The 21734-nt window shown below is 73.2% G+C and carries 21 protein-coding genes; 10 read left to right on the top strand and 11 right to left on the bottom strand.

The annotated features are described in order from the left end of the window. Window positions 1–22: 22 nt before the first annotated feature. The 3 genes from trpD to KJS59_RS03355 are packed head-to-tail and all read right to left on the bottom strand — an operon-like array spanning window position 23 to window position 2478. The gene (trpD, locus tag KJS59_RS03345; protein WP_213450725.1) at window positions 23–1069 is read right to left on the bottom strand and encodes an anthranilate phosphoribosyltransferase; all 1047 of its coding nucleotides are present in this window, start codon (window positions 1067–1069) and stop codon (window positions 23–25) included. Between the two features lie 49 nt (window positions 1070–1118). Beyond that, on the bottom strand, window positions 1119–1517 hold the full coding sequence (locus KJS59_RS03350; RefSeq protein WP_213450726.1) for a helix-turn-helix domain-containing protein: 399 nt from the start codon (window positions 1515–1517) through the stop codon (window positions 1119–1121). Between the two features lie 43 nt (window positions 1518–1560). After that, window positions 1561–2478, bottom strand: coding sequence for a cytochrome c oxidase assembly protein (locus KJS59_RS03355; protein WP_213450727.1), 918 nt, complete (start codon window positions 2476–2478; stop codon window positions 1561–1563). Between the two features lie 85 nt (window positions 2479–2563). Here KJS59_RS03355 and ctaE point away from each other — a divergent pair, with 85 nt between their 5' ends. The 5 genes from ctaE to KJS59_RS03380 all read left to right on the top strand — a co-directional run bounded on the left by ctaE (window position 2564) and on the right by KJS59_RS03380 (window position 7373). Then, window positions 2564–3163, top strand: a complete 600-nt coding sequence (gene ctaE, locus KJS59_RS03360) for an aa3-type cytochrome oxidase subunit III (RefSeq protein ID WP_213450728.1) — start codon at window positions 2564–2566, stop codon at window positions 3161–3163. Window positions 3164–3207: 44 nt separating this feature from the next. Beyond that, window positions 3208–4068, top strand: a complete 861-nt coding sequence (gene qcrC, locus KJS59_RS03365) for a cytochrome bc1 complex diheme cytochrome c subunit (RefSeq protein WP_213450729.1) — start codon at window positions 3208–3210, stop codon at window positions 4066–4068. Then, the gene (gene qcrA / locus KJS59_RS03370; RefSeq protein WP_213450730.1) at window positions 4065–5168 is read left to right on the top strand and encodes a cytochrome bc1 complex Rieske iron-sulfur subunit; all 1104 of its coding nucleotides are present in this window, start codon (window positions 4065–4067) and stop codon (window positions 5166–5168) included. The genes qcrC and qcrA overlap by 4 nt, the downstream gene beginning before the upstream one ends. Continuing rightward, on the top strand, window positions 5165–6790 hold the full coding sequence (qcrB, locus tag KJS59_RS03375) for a cytochrome bc1 complex cytochrome b subunit (RefSeq protein WP_213450731.1): 1626 nt from the start codon (window positions 5165–5167) through the stop codon (window positions 6788–6790). The genes qcrA and qcrB overlap by 4 nt, the downstream gene beginning before the upstream one ends. A 136-nt stretch (window positions 6791–6926) precedes the next feature. Then, window positions 6927–7373 (top strand): GNAT family N-acetyltransferase, encoded by a 447-nt coding sequence (locus tag KJS59_RS03380; protein WP_213450732.1) that lies wholly within the window; start codon window positions 6927–6929, stop codon window positions 7371–7373. A gap of 229 nt (window positions 7374–7602) precedes the next feature. Here KJS59_RS03380 and KJS59_RS03385 read toward each other — a convergent pair whose 3' ends face one another. Both KJS59_RS03385 and ctaC read right to left on the bottom strand, forming a co-directional pair. Next, window positions 7603–8028, bottom strand: a complete 426-nt coding sequence (locus KJS59_RS03385; RefSeq protein ID WP_213450733.1) for a cytochrome c oxidase subunit 4 — start codon at window positions 8026–8028, stop codon at window positions 7603–7605. Then, entirely contained in the window at window positions 8025–8924 is a 900-nt protein-coding gene (gene ctaC, locus KJS59_RS03390; RefSeq protein ID WP_249713831.1) for an aa3-type cytochrome oxidase subunit II, read from the bottom strand. Before ctaC ends, KJS59_RS03385 begins: the two co-directional genes overlap by 4 nt. 147 nt (window positions 8925–9071) lie before the next feature. On the opposite strand from ctaC, the gene KJS59_RS03395 reads away from it, so the two are divergent. Further along, window positions 9072–10190, top strand: coding sequence for a cysteine desulfurase family protein (locus KJS59_RS03395; RefSeq protein ID WP_213450735.1), 1119 nt, complete (start codon window positions 9072–9074; stop codon window positions 10188–10190). After that, window positions 10187–10408 (top strand): sulfurtransferase TusA family protein, encoded by a 222-nt coding sequence (locus tag KJS59_RS03400; RefSeq protein WP_213450736.1) that lies wholly within the window; start codon window positions 10187–10189, stop codon window positions 10406–10408. The genes KJS59_RS03395 and KJS59_RS03400 overlap by 4 nt, the downstream gene beginning before the upstream one ends. Here the strand turns inward: KJS59_RS03400 and KJS59_RS03405 are convergent. The 3 genes from KJS59_RS03405 to KJS59_RS03415 form a co-directional block, all read right to left on the bottom strand. Continuing rightward, window positions 10405–11382, bottom strand: a complete 978-nt coding sequence (locus KJS59_RS03405; protein ID WP_213450737.1) for a carbohydrate kinase family protein — start codon at window positions 11380–11382, stop codon at window positions 10405–10407. The genes KJS59_RS03400 and KJS59_RS03405 overlap by 4 nt on opposite strands. Window positions 11383–11489: 107 nt before the next feature. Next, window positions 11490–11864: an iron-sulfur cluster insertion protein ErpA gene (erpA, locus tag KJS59_RS03410; protein WP_213450738.1), complete on the bottom strand. Its 375-nt coding sequence runs from the start codon at window positions 11862–11864 to the stop codon at window positions 11490–11492. A 101-nt stretch (window positions 11865–11965) separates the two neighbouring features. Then, window positions 11966–13105 carry a glycerate kinase family protein gene (locus KJS59_RS03415; RefSeq protein ID WP_213450780.1) on the bottom strand — a complete coding sequence of 380 codons (1140 nt, stop codon included), beginning with the start codon at window positions 13103–13105 and terminating at the stop codon, window positions 11966–11968. Between the two features lie 46 nt (window positions 13106–13151). On the opposite strand from KJS59_RS03415, the gene nadA reads away from it, so the two are divergent. The 3 genes from nadA to KJS59_RS03430 all read left to right on the top strand — a co-directional run bounded on the left by nadA (window position 13152) and on the right by KJS59_RS03430 (window position 16537). Further along, window positions 13152–14318 (top strand): quinolinate synthase NadA, encoded by a 1167-nt coding sequence (nadA, locus tag KJS59_RS03420; protein WP_213450739.1) that lies wholly within the window; start codon window positions 13152–13154, stop codon window positions 14316–14318. 158 nt (window positions 14319–14476) lie between these two features. Continuing rightward, on the top strand, window positions 14477–15829 hold the full coding sequence (murA, locus tag KJS59_RS03425) for a UDP-N-acetylglucosamine 1-carboxyvinyltransferase (protein WP_249713837.1): 1353 nt from the start codon (window positions 14477–14479) through the stop codon (window positions 15827–15829). A 63-nt stretch (window positions 15830–15892) separates the two neighbouring features. Continuing rightward, window positions 15893–16537 (top strand): DUF3043 domain-containing protein, encoded by a 645-nt coding sequence (locus KJS59_RS03430; protein ID WP_213450741.1) that lies wholly within the window; start codon window positions 15893–15895, stop codon window positions 16535–16537. Between the two features lie 119 nt (window positions 16538–16656). Here KJS59_RS03430 and KJS59_RS03435 read toward each other — a convergent pair whose 3' ends face one another. The 3 genes from KJS59_RS03435 to KJS59_RS03445 all read right to left on the bottom strand — a co-directional run bounded on the left by KJS59_RS03435 (window position 16657) and on the right by KJS59_RS03445 (window position 18998). Then, entirely contained in the window at window positions 16657–17622 is a 966-nt protein-coding gene (locus KJS59_RS03435; RefSeq protein WP_213450742.1) for an ABC transporter ATP-binding protein, read from the bottom strand. Continuing rightward, window positions 17619–18110 (bottom strand): ABC-2 family transporter protein, encoded by a 492-nt coding sequence (locus KJS59_RS03440; protein ID WP_306345134.1) that lies wholly within the window; start codon window positions 18108–18110, stop codon window positions 17619–17621. The genes KJS59_RS03435 and KJS59_RS03440 overlap by 4 nt, the downstream gene beginning before the upstream one ends. Window positions 18111–18197: 87 nt before the next feature. Then, a complete protein-coding gene (locus KJS59_RS03445) occupies window positions 18198–18998 on the bottom strand; it encodes an ABC transporter permease (protein WP_249713832.1) in 801 nt (266 codons plus the stop codon). Window positions 18999–21734: the final 2736 nt, after the last annotated feature.

Genomic DNA, 21734 nt, shown 5'->3' on the forward strand with positions numbered 1-21734 from the left:
CGCGCCCTGCCCGGCGGGGCCGTCAGGCCGCCGTGGCGGAGGCGACCCAGCGGTCGAGGGCGGCGGCCGCCGCGCCGGAGTCGATCGAGGCGGCGGCCCGCTCCAGCCCCGCGGCCAGGCAAGCCTGGACGCCACCGGCGAAGCCCGCGTGCGCCGCGATCGCCGCCGCCGCGTTGACCAGCACCGCGTCCCGGACCGGGCCCTGCTCCCCCGCCAGCACCGCGCGGGCCACCGCGCCGTTGAAGGCGGCGTCCCCGCCGCGCAGGTCGCCCGGCTGGGAGCGGGCCACGCCCAGCTCCGCCACGTCCAGCAGCGACTCGGTGACCCGGCCGTCGGCGACCGCCCACACCCGGGTCGGACCGGTGGTGGTGATCTCGTCGAGTCCGTCCTCGCCGCGCACCACCAGCACGGAGTTGCCGCGCCGGGCGAACACCTCCGCCATCACGGGCGCCATGCGGGGGTCGAAGCAGCCGACCAGGCCGGCGCGGGGCTGCGCCGGGTTGGTCAGCGGCCCGAGGAAGTTGAAGGCCGTGGGTACGCCGATCTCCCGCCGGGTCACCGAGGTGTGCCGCATGCCGGGGTGGAAGCGGGCGGCGAAGCAGAAGCCGAGCCCCACCTCGCGGACCGTCCGGGCCACCCCCTCCGGCCCCAGGTCCAGCGGTACCCCGAGGTACTCCAGCAGGTCGGCGGCGCCGCAGGAGGACGAGGCGGCCCGGTTGCCGTGCTTGACCACGCGCACGCCCGCCCCGGCCACGACGATCGCGGCCATCGTGGAGATGTTGACCGTGTGCGCGCGGTCCCCGCCGGTGCCGACCACGTCGACCGCGTCGGCCCGGACCTCGGCCGGCAGGTCGACCAGGGCGGCCGCGTCCAGCATCGCCTGGACCAGCCCGGCGATCTCGCTCGGCGTCTCGCCCTTGGCGCGCAGCGCCGTCACGAACGCCGCGATCTGGGCCGGCGTGGCCGCGCCGGCCATGATTTCACCCATCGCCCACGCCGTGTCGGCGGTGGACAGCTCCTCGACGCGCAGCAGCGCGGCGAGCAGGTTCGGCCAGGTGCGTTCGCCCATGGCTGCCTCCCGGCGACCGGTCGGGGAAGAGAAGGGGTGGGGTGCCGGCTCAGGCCGGCTGGATGGCGCCGCGCAGCAGGCCGGCGACGGTCTGCCCGGTGGCCACCGGGTCGAGCGGGTGCATCAGGGTCGCGTCGACCTGGGCGAAGGCGGCGAGCCATCGGTCGGCGGAGCGGGCGATGACCACGCAGACCAGCGGCGGGACCTCCCGCTCGTCGCGGATCTGCCGGGCGATGCTCAGCCCGCCCGCCGGGTGCGCCTCGCCGTCCAGCAGCAGCAGGTCGATCTCGTACTCGTCGAGCAGCCGCACGCACTCGTCGTACGTGGCCGCCTCGACGAACTCGACCGCCAGGTCGGCGGCGGGGCGGGGCCCGACGGCCAGCCGCATCCGCTCCCGGACCTCCGGGTCGTCGCTGTACAGCAGGACGGTGCTCACACGGTCGCTCATTGACTCGCCTTCATGCCGGTAGCTGCGGGGTGGATCCTACCCGTCACCCGCCGGGGGGCGACTGCCCACCGGACGATTCGGCCGCCGCCCGCGCCGCGGCGGCCTCGGCCGCCGCCTCCTCCCGGTCCAGTTGCCGGTCGATGCGGCGGGCCTCCCGCTCGGACTGGCGCATCCACTGCACGGCCAGCACGGCGATCATCACGACGCTGACCACCTCGCCGCCGGCCCACAGAATGCCGCCCGCGACCCGCTGGTCGGCCCACGGGTCGGCCCACGACAGGTGCAGCGACGGGTACCAGTCGCCGCCGATCAGGGTGTTGCTCTGCATGATGGTCAGCCCGAGCACGGTGTGGAACGGCACGGACAGCAGCATCAGCAGGGTGCGCGCCGGGTACGGCCAGCGGCCGGGCAGCGGGTCCAGGCCGACCAGCGGCCAGAAGAACAGGCAGCCGGTCACGATGAAGTGCACGTGCGTCAGCTCGTGGACGAACACGTTCTCCAGCGTCAGCCGGTACAGCCCGGTGAAGTACAGGATGAACGGGTTGGCCACGAAGATCCCGTACGCGACGAGCGGGAACGACACCACCCGGACGTACCGGCTGTGCACCAGCGCCAGCAGCAGGGCGCGCGGGCGGCGCGGCAGGGTGCGCAGGGCGAGCGTGACCGGCGCGCCGAGGGCCAGGAAGATCGGCGACACCATCGACAGCACCATGTGCTGGACCATGTGCGCGGACAGCAGCGTCGTGTCGTACGCCTCCAGCCCGGAGACCGTCACCATGGCGATCGAGCCCAGGCCGGGCACCACGAACAGCAGCGTGCGGTACGGCGACCAGGGGTGGCCGCGGGAGCGCAGCCGGTGCACTCCATACAGGTAGAGGCCGGCTGCCAGGACGAGCCCGACGGCCAGCCACGAGTCGACACGGGTACCCGTGACGATGCGGGTCACGTCGAACGGTTGCACCCGAGCAGCCTATGCCACCGCTACGACACGCGGTCGTACCTCCCCCGCGCGCATCGTCGGGCAGGTCAGGGGCAATAATGAGCCCGTGACTGCGGCCCCAGCCATCTCCAAGAGCCAGATCCACTCGTTGACCAGGCCCAACATGGTCAGCGTGGGGACCATCGTGTGGCTCTCCAGTGAACTGATGTTCTTCGCGGGACTGTTCGCGATGTACTTCTCCATCCGTGCGGCGGACTACAGCCTCTGGGAGAAGCACACGCCCGTCCTGAACCTGTGGTACGCGACGCCGTTCACGCTGATCCTGGTGCTGTCCTCGGTGACCTGCCAGATCGGTGTGTTCGCGGCCGAGCGGGGTGACGTGCACGCGCTGCGGCGCTGGTTCGCCATCACCTTCGTGATGGGTCTGATCTTCCTGCTCGGCCAGGTGAACGAGTACCGCACCCTGGTGGACGAGGGCGTCAAGATCAACACCGACGGCTACGGGTCGATGTTCTACCTGACCACCGGCTTCCACGGCCTGCACGTGACCGGCGGTCTGATCGCCTTCCTGATCTACATGGCCCGCACCACCATGGGCCGGTTCACGCCGGCCCAGGCCACCTCGGCGATCGTCGTCTCGTACTACTGGCACTTCGTCGACATCGTGTGGATCGCGCTCTTCCTCATGATCTATTGGTTGCGGTAGTCCACCGCCCCCTGACCGCTGCTGACCCGCAAAGGTATGAGGCCATGACTTCTTCCCCACCCGCCGGGGCGGGCCGCCACCGCGGCCTGCTCGCGCGGCTGCGTCGCCCGACCGGCGCGCCCCGGCGCCGCAGTCGCGCCCGGCGTCGCCTGAACGCCGGCATCCGACTGGTCGCCGCGCTGGTCCTCGCCGGCGGCGCCTACGCCGCGTTCGCCCCGGGCATCTCCAGCGCGGAGGACACCCCGCAGCTGTCCACGGCGGCGAAGGAGGGCAAGGCTCTGTTCGACAAGAGCTGCATCTCCTGCCACGGCCCGAACGCGCAGGGCGTGACCGACCGCGGCCCCAGCCTGCTCGGCGTCGGCTCGGCGGCCGTCGAGTTCCAGGTCGCCACGGGCCGGATGCCGATGGCCCGGCAGGAGGCCCAGGCGGAGCGCAAGCCGCCGGTGTTCAACGACGACCAGACCCGCCAGCTCGCCGCGTACATCCAGGAGCTGGGTGGCGGTCCCCAGCTGCCCGGCGACGTGCCGGCCATGCTGGCCGGCGCGAACACCAGCAAGGGCGGTGAGCTGTACCGGATCAACTGCGCCTCCTGCCACGGCTTCGGCGGTGGGGGCGGCGCGCTGTCGTCCGGCAAGTTCGCGCCGTCGCTGATGCCCGCCTCGCCGGCCCAGATCTACGGCGCCATGCTGACCGGCCCGCAGAACATGCCGGTCTTCGGCGACAACCAGCTCAGCCCGCAGGAGAAGGCCGACGTCATCTCCTACGTGGTCACCCTGCAGCAGCAGAAGGACCCGGGCGGCTTCAACCTGGGCCGCTTCGGCCCGGTCACCGAGGGCCTGGCGATCTTCCTGGTCGGCATGGTGGCGCTGATCTTCACGGCGCTGTGGATTGCGGGGAAGTCATGAGCACCCAGACCGAACGCGAAAACGTCACCGAGACGGGCATCCACGGCCCCACCTCGAGCCGCTTCGACGTGCTCCGCGAGGGCGCCGCGCTGGACGACATCGAGATCGTCCACTATGAGCCGCAGTTCGCGGTGCCCGGCGGCAAGACCGAGCGCCGGGTGGTCCGCACCATCGCCGGCTTCTTCCTGCTCACCGGCCTGGCCGCGACCGTCTTCCTGGTCGCGTACATCTGGTGGCCGTGGGAGTTCGGGCGGCAGGACGGCGCCCAGTGGTTCACACCCATCCTCGGCGCCAGCCTCGGCCTCGCCCTGGCCGGCCTCGCCTTCGGGATCCTCACCTGGGGCAAGAAGCTGCTGCCCCGGGAGGTGTCGATCCAGCAGCGGCACACCGGCGGCTCGTCCGAGCAGGAGCGCCGGATCACCGGCCAGACCATCGCCTACCTGGGCGAGGAGATGGGCATCGGCCGGCGCCCGCTGCTGAAGTTCGCGCTGCCGCTGGGCCTGGCCCCGGTGGGCCTGGTCGCCGCGGCCCCGCTGATCGGCGGCCTGATCGAGGACCCGCACAAGAACCAGATCCCGGGCACCGAGACGCCCGAGCTGTACACCACGGGCTGGAACCCCGCGTACAACGGCGGCAAGCCGGTGCGGCTGACCCGCCAGGACGGCACCCCGATCCGGCCGGAGGACGTCAGCGTCGGCGGCCAGATGACCGTCTTCCCGGGCATCCCACACGGCAGCTCCAACGAGCACGCGGACTCCCCCACGCTGCTGATCCACCTGCGCACGAGCGACGCGGACCAGGCCCGGGCGGCCAACCACCGCGCCGGCCGGGAGGACTGGATGTACGGCGACTACATCGCGTACTCCAAGATCTGCACGCACGCCGGTTGCCCGGCCAGCCTCTACGAGCAGCAGACCAACCGCCTGCTCTGCCCGTGCCACCAGTCGCAGTTCCTGATCACCGACAACGCGGCCCCGATCTTCGGTCCCGCGAGCCGGCCGCTGCCGCAGCTGGAGATTACGGTGGACGACGAGGGCTTCTTCGTGGCGAAGCGGGACTACACGGACGTCATCGGCCCGGACTTCTGGGAGCGGCCATGAGAAAGCGCAAATTCGACCGCGCCGCGGTACCCGGCAAGCTCGCCGGGGAGGTCGATGACCGGTTCAAGGTGGCCACGCCGCTGCGTGGCGTGCTCAACAAGGTCTTCCCGGACCACTGGTCGTTCCTGCTCGGTGAGATCGCGCTGTTCTCGTTCATCATCGTCGTCCTCACCGGCGTCTTCCTGACCTTCTTCTTCGACCCGTCGATGCGGGAGGTCACCTACAACGGCGCCTACGCGCCGCTGCGCGGCATGACCATGTCCCGGGCGTACGAGTCGGCCCTGCAACTGTCCTTCGAAGTGCGCGGCGGCCTGCTGATGCGTCAGATGCACCACTGGGCCGCGCTGACCTTCGTCGCCGCGATCGTGGTGCACATGTTCCGGGTCTTCTTCACCGGCGCGTTCCGCAAGCCGCGCGAGGCGAACTGGATCATCGGGTCGCTGCTGTTCTGGCTGGGCTTCCTGGCCGGCTTCACCGGCTACTCGCTGCCGGACGACGGCCTGTCAGGCACCGGCCTGCGGATCGCCTCGGCGATCATGCTGTCGATCCCGCTCATCGGCTCCTGGGTCACCTCGTCGGTCTTCGGCGGCGAGTTCCCCGGCGAGATCATCATGGGCCGGTTCTACATCGCGCACGTGCTGCTCATCCCGGGCATCCTGATCGCGCTGATCAGCATCCACGTCGGCCTGGTCTTCATCCAGAAGCACACCCAGTGGCCCGGCCCCGGCCGGACCAACGACAACGTGGTCGGCGAGCGGATGTTCCCCCGGTACGCGATCAAGCAGGGCGGCTACTTCATGGCCGTGTTCGCGGTGATCGCGTTCATGGGCGGCCTGTTCCAGATCAACCCGCTCTGGCTGTTCGGCCCGTACGAGCCGGCGGCGGTCTCGTCCGCCAGCCAACCGGACTGGTACGTCATGTTCCTGGACGGCTCGACCCGGCTGATGCCCGGCTGGGAACTGCCGATACCCACACCCTGGGGGCACTACGTGGTGCCGCCGATATTCTGGCCGACCGTGGTGCTCCCCGGCATCCTGACGGTCCTGCCGGCGCTGTACCCGTTCATCGAGCAACGGCTCACCAAGGACCGGCGCATCCACAACCTGCTCCAACGCCCCCGCGACGTGCCCGCCCGCACGGCGCTCGGCGCGATGGCCATCTCGTTCTGGCTGGTGCTGACCCTCTCCGGCGGCAACGACGTGATCGCCGACAAGTTCCGGATCAGCCTCAACGCGATGACCTGGGCCGGCCGGATCGGCCTGCTGCTGCTCCCACCGCTGGCGTACTACATCACGTACCGCATCTGCCTGGGCCTGCAACAGCACGACCGCGAGGTCCTGGCGCACGGCGTGGAGACGGGCATCATCCGGCGCCTGCCGGACGGCCGCTTCGTCGAGGTGCACCAGCCGCTGGCCGCCCCGGGCCACGACGGCCACGCGGACCTGGAGTACAGCGGTTGGGTGGTCCCGAAGAAGATGAACCGCCTCGGGGCCCTCGGGCCGGCGATCCGCGGCTTCTTCTTCCCCATCGAACGCCCGTCGGAGGCCCCGGTCTCCCCCGCGCCCCAGGTCACCGGAACCGAAGGCACGCAGCGCCGGGAGGTGGAGAGCGGCCGGCGCTGACCGCCCGCTCCACGTTTGCCACGACGCCCGCCGGACCGTGGTCCGGCGGGCGTCGCCGTTTCCGCTCCCGGCCGCAATGCCGACGGCCGGTTCGGGTAGATAGCCCGCACCACGATGGGCGCCTACCGTACGTGGCGTGACCAACATCGTCGCCATCGCCGCGGCCGCGACGTACCCGCTGCGCAGCAGCGTGCTGGGCTGGGCCGAACCACGCTCGCGCCTCGATGACGACGACGCGGCACATCTGGCGATCATCGAGGACGGTGCCGTCGTCGCGGTCGTGTCGCACGTATCCTGGCCCTACCCGCCCGAGACCGGCACGCCGGCCCGCTACTTCTGGGCCATGGCGGTGGACCCGGCACGCCAACGTCGCGGGTACGGCCGACGACTGCTGGCCGCCGTCGCCGAGTGCGCACGCCTCGCCGGGGAACGCCTCATGTGGGCCGACGCACGCCAATCCGCAGTGGACTTCTACGTGGCATGCGGCGCCCGATCAGACGAGCGACCATACATCGACGACGTCACCGGTCTACTGGATCACCGAGTCGTGTTCGTCATCGATGACCATCCTGCACCCACCTAAGTGGTCCCGGGCGTAAGTTCGTCGGGGGTCACGCCGCGTTCGTGGGGGCTCTGCGTTGCGGCGAGGCGTTTGAGTAGTTGATCGAGATCATGCTTGCCCGTCGCGGCCACCGGGCGGGAGCTTGGTACCGATCTGGTCAGAAATGCGACGTGTCGTACCAAGATCTCACATCCGCGACGCCCGCGTCACCCGGCGTTGGGTGGGGCGGGCGTCGTGAAGCGGTCGGAGGCTAGTGCTCCGCGGTGCGGCGGGTGCCGGTGTAGTACTCGAACAGCAGGCCGCAGGTGGCCATGACGACGGCGATCAGGCCGAGGGCGATCAGCCACCACATCCAGAAGGCGAGGCCCAGGCCGGTCAGGGAGGCGGCCGCGGCGAGGCCGAAGGGCCAGTAGCTGCCGGGGCTGAAGAAGCCGACCTCGCCCGCGCCGTCCGCGATCTCCGCGTCGGGGCGGTCCTCCGGGCGGGGGTCGATGCGGCGGGCCACGAACCAGAAGAAGCCGCCGCACATCGCGGTCAGGCCCGCGGACAGCAGCAGCGCCGTCACGCCGATGACCTCCACGCGGGGGGTCTCGGCCGCGGTCCAGAAGGCGTACATGACGGCGACGGCCAACAGGAAGCCGGAGACGCCGAAGAAGATGCGGTACTCGGCCTTCATCGGGTGGCCCCCTCGGCGGGTCCGGGGTTGAAGTTGTTCTCCTGCCGCTTGGTCTCGAACGGGTGGGTGGTGACCGCGTACGGGGCCTCCCCGATCGCGGTCAACGCCTCGGGCGTCGACTTACCGGCCTGCTTGGCGGCGAGGAACTGGTCGAACTTGTCGGGCGTGACCGAGCGCAACTCGAAGTTCATCATCGAGTGGTAGGTGCCGCACAGCTCGGCGCAGCGGCCGACGTAGGCGCCGGTCTGGTCGATGGTGACCTCGAACACGTTGCGCACGTTGCCGGGGAACACGTCCCGCTTGAACAGCAGGTCCGGCACCCAGAACGAGTGGATGACGTCCTGGCTGGTCTCCTCGAACCGGATCTTCCGGTCGGTGGGCAGGACCAGCACCGGGATGTAGTCGGTCGAGCCGACCGTGGACGCGGTGGTGTGCGCTTCCACGCCCTGGCCGTCGCGGTAGTTGAACTGCCAGTTCCACTTGAACGCGACCACCTCGACGGTCATGTCGGGGTTCTTGGAGACCTTGTCGACATCCGTCTGCACGATCGCGGTGTAGTAGAAGAGCACCGCCACGATCAGCACCGGGGTGGCCGTGTACAGCACCTCGAGCGGCAGGTTGTACCGGGTCTGCGCGGGCAACCGGTCGCCGCGCTTGCGGTACACGATGATGCACCAGAAGATCAGGCCCCACACGAAGACGCCGACCAGCAGGGCGGCGACGGTCGAGCCGATCCAGATGTTGTACATCCGGTGCGCCTGCGGCGTGATGCCCTCACTGGGCCAGCCGAAATGGCCGAACGCCTTGCCGACGTCGCAGCCGGCGAGCAGGCCGACCAGCGCGACGGCGCTCGCCGTCAGGCCGGCGAAACGACCGATCGCGCGACGGCGGCGCACCCTGGAAGCCGCCCCCGAAGACCTAGCGATCACCCTGCTCCTGCCTCCCTTGCGGCGCCCGCGGTGACCTGTTACCAGACACCGCGGCCCAAACGGTCCACCAACGGTCCGCACACTACTCGACCAGCGGGACGTTACCGTCGTCGGGTGGGTTGGGAGAGGTATTTCGACGCCGCCACGGCGGCGCCGCCACATCCCGTGGCGCGGCAGGCACTCACGGCGGCGTTGGCGGACGGCTGGGTGGATCCGGGGCGGCTGTACGCGCCGGCCCGGCGGGCGCGGCAGTTGCTGGACGCGGCGCGCGGGTCGGTGGCCGAGTCGCTGGGCGTGCGGGCGGACGAGGTGACGTTCGCGGCGAGCGGCACGGCGGCGGCGCACGCGGCGGTGCTGGGTGTGCTGAAGGCGCGCCGGCGCGCCGGCGACCTGGTGGTGCACTCCGCGATCGAGCACTCCGCGGTGCTGCACGCCGCCGCCGGCACCGGCGCGCACGAGGTACCGGTGGACCGGCTCGGCCGGCTGGACCTGGCGGCGTGGGAGGCGGCCGTGCGGGCTCCCGGTGTGGCCCTGGCGGCCCTGATCAGCGCGAGCCACGAGGTGGGCACGGTGCAGCCCGTGGCGACCGCGGCGCGCGCGTGCGCCGCGGCGGGGGTGCCCCTCTACGTCGACGCCGCCCAGTCGGTGGGGCGCATGCCGGTACCGGAGGGTTGGTCCCTGCTGACCGCGAGCGCGCGCAAGTGGGGCGGCCCGGCGGGCGTGGGCGTGCTGGTGGTGCGCAAGGGCACCCGCTGGGAGTCGCCCTACCCGGAGGACGAGCGGGAGCCGGCGCGGGACCTGCCGGCGATCGTGGCGGCGGCGGCCGCGCTGCGGGCGGTCCGCGCGGAGGAGGCGGCCGAGGCGGCGCGCCTGCGCCCGCTGGTGGACCGGGTCCGCGCCACCGTGGCGGCCACCGTCCCGGACGTGGAGGTCGTGGGCGACCCGGTGGAGCGGCTGCCCCACCTGGTCACGTTCTCCTGCCTGTACGTGGACGGCGAGGCGCTGCTGCACGCGCTGGACCGGCGCGGCTTCGCCGTCTCGTCGGGTTCGTCGTGCACGTCCTCCACGCTGCGCCCCTCGCACGTGCTGGAGGCGATGGGGGTGCTGTCGCACGGCAACGTGCGCGTGTCGCTGCACCGGGAGACCACCGGGGCGCAGGTGGACCGGTTCCTGGCGGATCTGCCGGGGATCGTCGCGGACCTGCGCGCCGAGGCGGGGGTGACCGGGCTGTGACCGCCCCCGACGAGACGCTGGACTGCCTGGGCCAGCGCTGCCCGCTGCCGGTGATCGCGCTGGCCCGGCGCCTGCCCCACCTGCCGGTCGGCGCGGTGGTGCGGGTGCTGGCCGACGACCCGGCGGCCGCGAACGACATCCCGGCGTGGTGCCGGATGCGCGGCCAGGAGTTCGTCAGCGCCGACGGTACCGCCTTCGACGTGCGGCGGGTCGGTTAGGCGTTCAGGTGCGGGCGGACCTCGTCGGCGGCCTCGTCGCCGTAGGAGTCGGCGAGCCGCTTCACGAACTCCCCGGGCCGCACCTCGTACTCCTGGGTGCCGATCGTCTCCAGGACCAGCGTGGCCAGCAGCGAGCCGACCTGGGCCGACCGCTCCAGGCCGAGGCCCCAGGACAGGCCGGTGAAGAAGCCGGCGCGGAACCCGTCGCCGACGCCGGTCGGGTCGTAGGCGCGGATCTCCCGGGCCACCGGTACGTGGATCCGCTCCAGCCCCCGCCCGGTGATCTCCACGCCGTGCTTGCCCAGCGTGGTGACCCGCACGTCGACCAGGTCGAGCACGGCCGCGTCGCTCAGCCCGGTCTTGGACTCGAGCAGCGACTTCTCGTACTCGTTGGTGAGCAGGTAGCGGGCGCCCCGGATGAGGTTGAGCACCTCCTCGCCGGGCATCCGGGCGAGCTGCTGGGACGGGTCGGCGGCGAACGGCAGGCCGCGCTCCCGGCACTCCTCGCTGTGCCGGGTCATGGCGGCCGGGTCGTCGGCGCTGACCAGCACCAGGTCCAGCCCGCCGAGTCGCGCCAGCACCGGGGCGATTTCGATGTTGCGGGCCTCGCTCATCGCGCCGGCGTAGAACGAGGCGATCTGGCACATGTCGTCGTCGGTGGTGCAGACGAACCGGGCGGTGTGCAGCACCTCGCTCACCCAGATCGATTCGCAGTCCACCCCGTGCCGCTCCAGCCAGGACCGGTAGTCGACGAAGTCGGAACCGACCGCGCCGAGCAGCACCGGCCGCAGCCCGAGCTGGGCCATCCCGAACGCGATGTTGGCGGCCACCCCGCCCCGGCGCAGCACCAGGTCGTCCACCAGGAAGGAGAGGGAGACCTTGTGCAGCTGGTCGGCGAGGAGCTGCTCGGCGAAGCGCCCCGGAAAGTGCATCAGGTGGTCGGTGGCGATCGAGCCGGCGACGGCGATCTTCATGGCTACCTTCGGGGTTCGGCGGGCGGGGACCGTGACGCGCGCGTCAGCCTAGCGGACGCAAAAGCCCCCCGCCGGACACCCGGCAGGGGGCTGTGCGAAAGGCTCCGTTAGTGGAACGAGTCGCCGCAGGCGCAGGAGTTCTGCGCGTTCGGGTTGTCGATCGTGAAGCCCTGCGCGTCGATCCGGTCCGCGAAGTCGATCGTGGCGCCGGCCAGGTAGGGGGCGCTCATCCGGTCCACGACGACGCCCACGCCGTCGTAGTCGGTGACGACGTCGCCGTCCAGCGAGCGCTCGTCGAAGAACAGCTGGTAGCGCAGCCCGGAGCAGCCGCCCGGCTGCACGGCCACCCGCAGCCGCAGGTCGTCGCGGCCCTCCTGCTCGAGCAGGGCCTGAACCTTCTGCGCCGCGAGGTCGGTGAGGACCACGCTGGTCGGTGCCTCGGCGGGGACGGCCTCGGTCGAGGTCTGCGGTGTAGTGGTCACGTCGTGCTCCTGACGCCGATTTTCGGTGACTGTCCGCTAGCCCAACGCTAACGGCTCAGCGGCAGATTCCCCAACTTCCGGGTGGGTTATGTCTCAGGACACTACTGGGTCCACTGCCTGGCCAGCCGGGCGGCGACCGCGCGCAGCCCCTCGGCCGCCCGGGACATCGCCGCCCGCTCGTCGCCGAAGTGCTCGACCAGCGAGCGCGCCTCGGTGACCCCGATCGCCGCCGCCTCCCGCCGCCCGGCGCCCACCCGCCCGGCCAGGACCAGGCAGGGCAGGCCCCGCTCCGCCGCGGCGGTGGCCACGCCGGCCACCACCTTGCCGCGCAGCGACTGGTGGTCGAACGAGCCCTCGCCGGTGATCACCAGGTCGGCGGCGTCCAGCGCCTCGTCCAGGCCGGTGAGCCGGCGGACCAGCCCGATGCCGGACTCGGTGCGCCCGCCGAGGGCGAGCAGGGCGGCGCCCAGCCCGCCGGCGGCCCCGGCGCCGGGCAGGCCTGCCAGGCCGGGCGGGCACGTCCGCAGGGTCTGGAGGACGCCCGCCCACCGTTCGAGGGCGGCGTCCAGCAGCAGGATGTCCGCCCGGGTGGCGCCCTTCTGCGGCCCGAACACGTTCGCGGCGCCGTGCAGGCCGAGCAGCGGGTTGTCCACGTCCGTGGCGCCGACCAGCTCCACCCCACGCAGGCGCGGGACGCCGCCCAGGGAGTCGACCCCGGCCAGCGCCGCTCCCCCGTACGGCAGGGCGTACCCGTCCGCGTGCAGGGGCGCCGCGCCGAGCGCGGCCAGCATCCCGGCGCCGCCGTCGGTGGTCGCCGAGCCGCCCAGGCCGACCACGACCCGGCGGGCGCCCGTCTCCACCGCCGCGGCCAGCAGCAGGCCCAGCCCGTACGAGGTGGTGATCTTCGGGTCGCGCTCGGCGCCGGTCAGCAGGTGCAGGCCGCACGCCTGGGCGCTTTCCAGGTACGCGGTGCCGCCGGCGGTGAAGACCTGGCCGGCGGCCGGGCGGCCCAGCGGGTCGACGGTGCGCACCGGCACCGTGCTGCCGTCGAGGGCGGCGGCCAGCACCTCCAGGAACCCGGGGCCGCCGTCGGCGAGCGGGCGGAGCACGGTATCGGCGCCCGGCATCGCGGCGCGCCAGCCCTCGGCGATCGCGGTGGCGGCCTCGACCGCGGTCAGCGTCCCGGCAAACTTGTCCGGACAGATCAATACGCGCACGCGTGCGAGTGTGGCATCCCACAGGGGGTAGCGTGGCGGCCGCGCGGTCCGGTGGGGAGACAATGGCCCCGTGACTTCCACCTGGGTAGAGCCCTCCGACACCGCCACGGCGCTTCTGCTCCTGGGCCGCGGCGCCGACCCGTCCAGCGAGCGCGGCGTGGACTGCCCCGGCGACCTGCCGGAGCCGAGCGACCCGACCCTGGTGGCCCGGGCGGGGGCCGCCAAGGAGGCGCTCGGCGACCGGGTGTTCGTGCTCGGCCACCACTACCAGCGCGACGAGGTCATCCAGTTCGCCGACGTCACGGGCGACTCGTTCAAGCTGGCCCGGGAGGCGGCGGCCCGGCCGGGCGCCGAGTACATCGTCTTCTGCGGTGTGCACTTCATGGCCGAGAGCGCCGACATCCTCACCTCGGACGCGCAGCGGGTCGTCCTGCCGGACCTGGCCGCCGGCTGCTCGATGGCCGACATGGCGGCGCTGGCGCAGGTCGAGGCGGCGTGGGAGCGGCTGGCGGAGGCGGGCGCGGCGGGGACGGTGCCGGTCACGTACATGAACTCGTCGGCCGACATCAAGGGCTTCGTCGGCCGGCACGGCGGCGTGGTGTGCACGTCGTCGAACGCCGAGCGCGCGCTGCGGTGGGCGTTCGAGCGCGGGCAGCGGGTGCTGTTCCTGCCGGACCAGCATTTGGGCCGCAACACCGCCGTCCGGTCGCTCGGCTTCGACCTGGCCGACTGCGTGCTCTACAACCCGCACAAGCCCGGCGGCGGGCTGACGGACGAGCAGCTGCGGGACGCGAAGATGGTGCTCTGGAAGGGCCACTGCTCGGTGCACGGCCGGTTCTCGCTGGGCTGTGTGGAGGAGGCCCGCGAGCGGGTGCCGGGGGTCAACGTGCTGGTCCACCCGGAGTGCCGGCACGAGGTGGTGCAGGCGGCCGACCACGTCGGCTCGACCGAGTACATCATCAAGACCATCGGGGCCGCGCCGGCCGGCTCGGCGTGGGCGGTGGGCACCGAACTGAACCTGGTCCGCCGGCTGGCCAAGGCGCACCCGGACAAGGAGATCATGTTCCTGGACCGGACGGTCTGCTACTGCTCCACGATGAACCGCATCGACCTGCCCCACCTGGTGTGGGCGCTGGAGGAGCTGGTCGCCGGCCGGGTCGTGAACGAGATCAGGGTGGACCCGGTGACCGCCGGGCACGCCCGCGCCGCCCTGGACCGGATGCTCGCGCTTCCGTAACCGCCGCCTCGGCACCTCCCGGCTCGGTAACGCTCCGTCATGGGCCGTGACACAGTGCTGCCCGGCTTCCCCGATTCATGCCGGATTACCGCCTCCCCCGCGCGCCGACGGTCACGGAGGGCTATGCTCCCCGACGGCCGCACCACGTTCTCCCCCCGCTGGAGGTTGCGTTGACCGGTACCGCCCCTCTCGCCGACGTGCTGACCGTCCATGGTGGTACGCCCCTACATGGCAGTATCCGCGTCCGCGGGGCGAAGAATCTGGTGTCGAAGGCGATGGTGGCGGCGCTGCTCGGCGACGGGCCCAGCACGCTCTACGACGTGCCGAACATCCGGGACGTGGAGGTCGTCCGCGGCCTGCTGGAACTGCACGGCGTGCGGGTCACCGACGGCGCCGCCGACGGCGAACTGGTGCTCGACCCGGGCAACGCGGAGAGCGCGAACGTCGACCAGATCAACGTGCACGCCGGCTCCAGCCGCATCCCGATCCTGTTCTGCGGCCCGCTGCTGCACCGCCTCGGCCACGCGTTCATCCCCGACCTGGGCGGCTGCCACATCGGCCCGCGCCCGATCGACTTCCACATGCAGGCGCTGCGCGAGTTCGGCGCGATCGTCGACAAGACCCCGGGCGGCCTGCACCTGACCGCGCCGAACGGGCTGCACGGCACGAAGTTCAAGCTGCCCTACCCGAGCGTCGGCGCCACCGAGCAGGTGCTGCTGACCGCCGTGCGCGCCGAGGGCGTCACGGAACTGCGCAACGCCGCCGTGGAGCCGGAGATCATCGACCTGATCTGCGTGCTGCAGAAGATGGGCGCGATCATCAAGGTGCACACCGACCGGGTCATCGAGGTCGAGGGCGTGCCCCGGCTCGGCGGGTACACCCACCGCCCCATCCCGGACCGCATCGAGGCCGCCAGTTGGGCCGCCGCGGCCCTGGCCACCGGCGGCGACGTGTCCGTGCGCGGCGCCCGCCAGGCCGACATGATGACGTTCCTGAACGTGTATCGCTCGGTCGGCGGCGCGTTCGCCATCGACGACTCGTCCGAGGGCGGCATCCGCTTCTGGCACCCGGGCGGCGAACTGCGCGCCACCGCGCTGGAGACCGACGTGCACCCGGGCTTCATGACCGACTGGCAGCAGCCGCTGGTCGTCGCGCTCACCCAGGCCAGGGGGCTGTCGATCGTCCACGAGACCGTCTACGAGCAGCGCCTGGGGTACACCGAGGCGCTGAACAAGATGGGCGCCACCATCCAGGTCTACCGCGAGTGCCTCGGCGGAACCCCGTGCCGGTTCGGCCGCCGCAACTTCCGGCACTCCGCGGTGATCGCCGGCCCCAGCAAGCTGCACGCCGCGGACCTGGTCATCCCCGACCTGCGCGCCGGCTTCAGCCACCTGATCGCCGCGCTCGCCGCCGAGGGCACCTCCCGGGTGTACGGGGTGAACCTGATCAACCGGGGGTACGAGGACTTCGAGTCCAAGCTGAGCGCCCTCGGCGCCCACGTCGAACGCTAGCCACGGCTCCCCGGCGGCCGGTCCGGTTCCCGCATCGGCCGCCGGGGAGGCTACCCTTTGTGCGTGCCGTCCCTGTTCCGCCGCCGTTCCACCGACCTCGTTGACGAAGCCACCGGGTCGGTGGCCGAGGCGACCCCCGAGCCGGAAACCGCCGCGACCCCCGCCCGCCCGCGCAGCTACACCCCCAGCAAGAAGGATCTGGGTGTGGTCACCCCGAAGCGGGGGAGCAGCCAGCGCCGCACGGTGGTGGAGGCGCCCAGCAACCGGCGCGAGGCGGTGAAGCGCGCCCGCGAGCGCCAGCGCGCCGAGCGGGCCGAGGCCTCCGCCGGCATGCGCGCCGGCGACGAGCGTTACCTGCTCGCCCGGGACAAGGGCCCGGAGCGCGCCCTGGTCCGGGACATCGTGGATAGCCGGTACAGCATCGGCACCTGGTTCTTCGGCGGCGCGCTGGTCGTGCTGGTCGGCTCCAACGGCGCCATGCCGCTGATCGTCCGCCAGGTCTCCAACCTGCTGTGGGCGTTCCTCGCGCTGGCCATGATCGTGGACGGCGTGTTCATCTCCCGCAAGGTGAAGCGGCTGGTCAGGGAGCGCTTCCCGAAGACGACCCAGCGCATGGGTTCGCTGTACATGTACGCGGTGATGCGCTCGATCACCTTCCGCCGCATGCGGATCCCGCGCCCCCGCATCGCTATCGGCGCCAAGCCCTGACGGGCCACTCCCCTGACCGGCTACGCCACGCCGATCAGGTGGCGGGCGACTACGTGACATTCCCGGCGGCGTGCCGCACCTGTACGAGGAGTTCGAACCCGGCACCTGGGCCATCCTGATCATGGAACACCCGTGGGCGCGGCGTAGAGCCGGCCCACCACGTCCTCGATGTCGGGCTCCACCACGGACAGGTCGCGCAGCTCGCCGGCCCCGGCCAGCCGGGCGACCACCTCGCCGGCGGTGGCGCCGGTGAGCGCGTAGGTGAGCCGCAGCCCGTCCGCGGCGACCGACTCCAGGCGCGCGCCGGGCAGCTCGGGCGGGCCGGCCAGCGGCGCCTCCAGGTCCACGACCACCCGGCGGCGCGAGCCGTACCGGGCGTGCAGCGCCTCGATGCTGCCGTCGTGCACCACCCGGCCGTGGTCGATCACGACGAGCCGCTCGCAGAGCCGCTCGATGTCGGCCAGGTCGTGCGTGGTCAGCACGATGGTGGTGTCGCCGGCCCGGTGCAACTCGGCGAGGAACGACCGCGCCGCCTGCTTGCTGACCAGGTCCAGGCCGATCGTCGGCTCGTCCAAAAAGAGCACCTCCGGGCCGTGCAGCAGGGCGGCGGTCAGCTCGCCCCGCATCCGCTGGCCCAGCGACAACTGCCGGACCGGGCGCCCGGCGAACTCGTCCAGGCCGAGCAGGTCGCGGCAGCGGGCGAGCCGGCCGGCGTGCGCGGCGGCCGGCACCCGGTACACGTGGCGCAGCAGCTCGAACGAATCCGCCAGCGGCAGGTCCCACCAGAGCTGCGAGCGCTGGCCGAACACCACGCCGATCCGCCGGGCCAGCCGGGTGCGGCGCGCCACCGGCTCCAGGCCGCAGACCCGCACCCGGCCCGCCGAGGGCACCAGCACCCCGGTCAGCATCTTCAGCGTCGTGGACTTGCCGGCGCCGTTCGGTCCGATGTAGCCCAGCAGCTCGCCGCGCTCCACCTCGAGATCGACGCCGTCCACGGCGGACACCACCCGCCGCTCCCGCCGGAACCGGCCCGCCTTCGCCCGTACCGTGAAGTCCTTACGCAGCCCGCGCACCGAAATGATCATGACCCCGTACTCCGGTAGTGCCGGATACCGAACCGCCAGACCACCGCGGCGGCGCCGGCCGCCACCGGCGCCACCAGCGGCGACAACCACCCGACCCAGGCCGGCAGCCCCAGCGGGTCCGCCCGGCCCAGCAGCGCCAGCGCCGGGTAGTAGGCCACGAAGGCGAAGCCCAGGCCGTACGCGAACAGGCCGCGGAACCAGCCACCGTAGACCGTGACCGGGTACGTGGTGAAGTCCCGCCCGCCGTAGGTGAACGAGTTGGGCAACTCGGCCGCCTCGATCCACCAGAACGTCAGCGAGGCGCCGACCAGGAACAGCGCGGTGAAGAACACCGTGCCGGCGACCGGCGCCACGACGGCCAGCGCGACCCGGGCGGGCGTCCACGGCAGGTCGGCGGCGACCAGCGCGCCCACGTACACGGCGGCGCCGAGCACGATCCGGGACACCTTACGCAGCTGCAGGTCGCTGAGCACCAACTGCGGCAGCACGCCGAGCGGGCGGACCAGAACGAGAACCGGTAGGACGCCTGGCCGCGGATCTGACCGCGCAGCAGGTGACCGTAGGTGCGCAGGATGTCACCCACCCTGGACCACCAGGCGGCGCTCGGCGCGGTGCTGCACCACCACGCAGGCGACCATCATCACGGCCGCCCACGCCGCCTGCCCGGCCACGATCAGCAGGGTCGGGCCGGGGGCCACCCGCTCGACCAGCACGTCCGCCGGGGCCTGGAGGATGCTGGGGAACGGGGTACCGATCCAGACCGTGAGCGTGAACCACTCGGGCAGGAAACGCAGCGGGAAGTACAACCCGGAGAGCATGCCCGAGGCGAGCACCCAGGCGAAGTCAATGCCCCTGGTGTCCAGCAGCCAGAACGCGGTGGCGTTCACCATGTACCGACCGGCGAAGCAGATCACCAGGGCCAGCGCGGCGGAGAGCACGAACAGCGGCACCGTGTACCAGCGCGCGGGCCGGTACAGGCCGAAGACCAGCGCGCCGACCAGCACCGGCGGGACGAACCGGCCGAGCACCGCATACCCGGCCCGGCCCACGTCGGCGGCGAAGTAGGCGAGCACCGGGGGCACCGGGCGGAGCAGGTCGATCACCACGTCGCCGCTGCGGATCCGGTCGCCCAGATCGAACCAGCCCCAGATCAGGGTCACCACCATCAGTCCCTGCTGGACCCAGACGTACGTGGTCAGCTGCGCCCGGTCGTACCCGGCCGCCAGGCCCGCGGCGGTCCCACCGGCGACGGCGAGCAGGACGTACGTGCGGAGCAGCCCGAACGTGATGTTCGTGGCGGCACCAGCGATCGTCGCCTGCCGATATGTGGAGTATCGGCGGAATCCGGCGGCTGCGAGGGAAGCGCAAATCCGCACGTGTGACCAGATTGTCGCTTGCCGGGCGGCCGTCTCAGTGGCGATGACGAAGCCCACGCGACTACCCTCCTTGCCCAACCGCGTATTTTCCGGGCCGGGCGAATCTACCGGGGCACCCTGGCGAGTTCGCGGTAATTTTCGTGACGAGGTGACCCGTGACCGACGACCGCACCGGAGGCCGGCCGCACCAGGCCGATCCGGCGTGGGTCGCCGCCCAGACGTCGGCATGGGGCGCTACGCAGCGCCGCCGGGGACGCCCCGCCGAGGACCCCGACGACGAAGAGGACGAGCGCGGGGGGCGCCCCGAGGCGGGGCGCGGTCGGCCGCCGGCGGGGCCGTACCCGCCCGCCTACGACCCGCACGAGGAAGAGGGCTACAACCGGCGCGGACCGGTGCCGTCCCAGCCCGGCGCCGGCCGGGTGAGCCGCTCCCGGCCGGGCCAGGCACCCCCACCGGAGATGGGTTTCGACGACTACGCCCCGGGGTACGGGCCGCCGCCGGTCAAAGGCTTCGACGACTACGCACCCGGATACGGCCCGATGGACGAGGAACGGGGCGGGCCACCGGCGCGCCGGCCCGCCCGCGGGCGGTCCACCCGCGACGGGCGCCCGTCCCGCCCCTCGTTCGATATCGAGGAGCCCTTCCCGTCGGACGAACCGTGGGCCGGCGACAGCTTCAGCACACCCGCCCCGGTCCGCGACCCGAACGCCCCGCCCCCCGGCCCGGGTGAAGGCTGGAACCGCAAGCGCCGCGCCTGGCCCGGCGAGGACGAGCGCGCGCCGGGGCACGACCGCCGCTCGGCCGAGGGGTACGAGGAACGCCACGAACGGCGCGGCGGCGACCGGGGTTTCGACGATCCACGCGCCCCCCGGCGCGGCTACGACGACCCCCGGCCCAACGGGCGGGGCACCGACGGCGGGCGCGGCTTCGACGACCCGCGGGGCCGCGGGCGCCGCTTCGACGACGGGCGGGGCGGCGGGCGCGGCTACGACGACGGGCGGGGCGGCGGGGGCGGCTACGACGACGGGCGGGGCCGTAGCCGCGGCTACGACGACGGGCGCCGCCTCGACGATCAGCGAGGCGGCGGGGGCGGCTTCGACGACCTGCGGGGCGGCCCGGGCGGGCCCGGCCGGGCCCGGGTGGTCGGCCCGGGACCGCTGCCCGGCATGGAGCGCCCGGCCGGCGAGGACCGGTTCGACGAGCCCACCGGCGAACGACCCAAGATCAAGCGGCGCCGCAAGGGCAGCGGCCGGGCCACCGGCCGCGCAACCCCCGTGCCACCACGCTCCCCCGCCCCGCCGTCAGCGCCCGGCTCGCCCGCTCCGGAGCGGCCCGGGCCGCCGGCTGCGGCGGGGTGGCCGGGTGCCGCAGGCTCCCCGGCGTCCCGTGGGCGGCCGGTTTCCGGCCCACCGGGACCGTCGGCACCGCCGGCGGTCCCGGCTGCCGCTCCCCCGCCACCCGCCGTCCCGTCGTCTCCTGTGCCCCCACCCGCCGCGCCGCGCTCGGCACCGCCCGCGCGGCCGGCGGCACATGGTGGGGCGGCTGCTCCGCACGGCGGGCCGGCGGCTCCGCACGATGGGCCGGGAGCGCATGGCGGGCCCGGGGCGCATGGCGGGCCGGGGGCGCATGGCGGGTCCGCGGCTTCGCGCGGCGGTGCCCAGGCTGGGCGCTCCCGTCCACAGTCCGCCCCACCGGCCGGGCCGTACCCGCCCGCGGGTCCCTACCCGCCGGCAGGGTCGCATTCGGCCGCCCGGCCGCAGTCGGGCGCCGCTCCACAGTCGCCAGGCGGGCCGCGCTCGGGCCCACAGTCGCCGGGCGGGCCGCGTTCCGGGGCTGGTCCGCAGGGGCCGGGCGGGCCGCGCTCCGGGGCAGGCCCCCAGCCGGGCGGGTCATACCCGGCGGAGGGGCCGCACTACGGCGGTGGTCCCGCCGGCCCGTACCCGCCCGCGGGTCCGTACCCTCCGGGCGGCCCCGCCCGTCCCGAGGCGCCGCACCCCCACGCCGCCCGCCGAGGCGGCTGGCCCGACGCGCCGCACGAGGCGGGTCGGCCGGGCGCTCCCCACGACGCCGGCTGGCCAGGCTCACCACGCGAATCGGGCCGACCCGACGCGCCCCACGACGCCGGCTGGCCAGGCGCACCGCGCGAAGCGGGCCGACCCGACACGCCGCGTGAGGCCGGCTGGCGTGACGAGCCGTACCGGGAAGGGTTCGCGCCGCAGGGTCTGTACTCCGCCGGGCCGGGTGGGCCGGCCGGCTCGGGCAGGCCCGGTACGTCGGGCGGCTCGGGCAGGCCCGGTGCGTCGGGCGAGGGCCGTGGCCCGCGACCCGAGAGGCGAGAGCCACGCCCGCAGGGGCCGTACAGCGATGGCACCCCACGCCCCCAGAGGCCATACGGCGAAGGCGCCCAGCGCCCCCACGGGCCGTACGGCGAAGGCATCCCGCGTCCGCAGGGGCCGTATGGCGAAGGCACCCCACGCCCGCAGGGGCCGTACGACGAGGACGGCACGCGCCGCTACCGCGAGGGTCAGCCGGGCCTGCAGGGCCCGTACCGGGAGGCCGCCCACCGGGAGGGCCCGTACCGCGACGGTCGGCCCGTCCACGAGGCAGTGCCGCCCGCCCGCCCCGCCGCCCGGGACCCCTTCGAGGGCCCGCCGCCCGGACCGCCCGCCGGGCCGCCGGCCAGCGCCCCGCCGGCCGCCAGCGGTTGGCCCGCGCCACCCGGACCGCCCGCCGCAC

Source organism: Rhizomonospora bruguierae, assembly GCF_018397995.1.
Lineage (GTDB): Bacteria > Actinomycetota > Actinomycetes > Mycobacteriales > Micromonosporaceae > Rhizomonospora > Rhizomonospora bruguierae.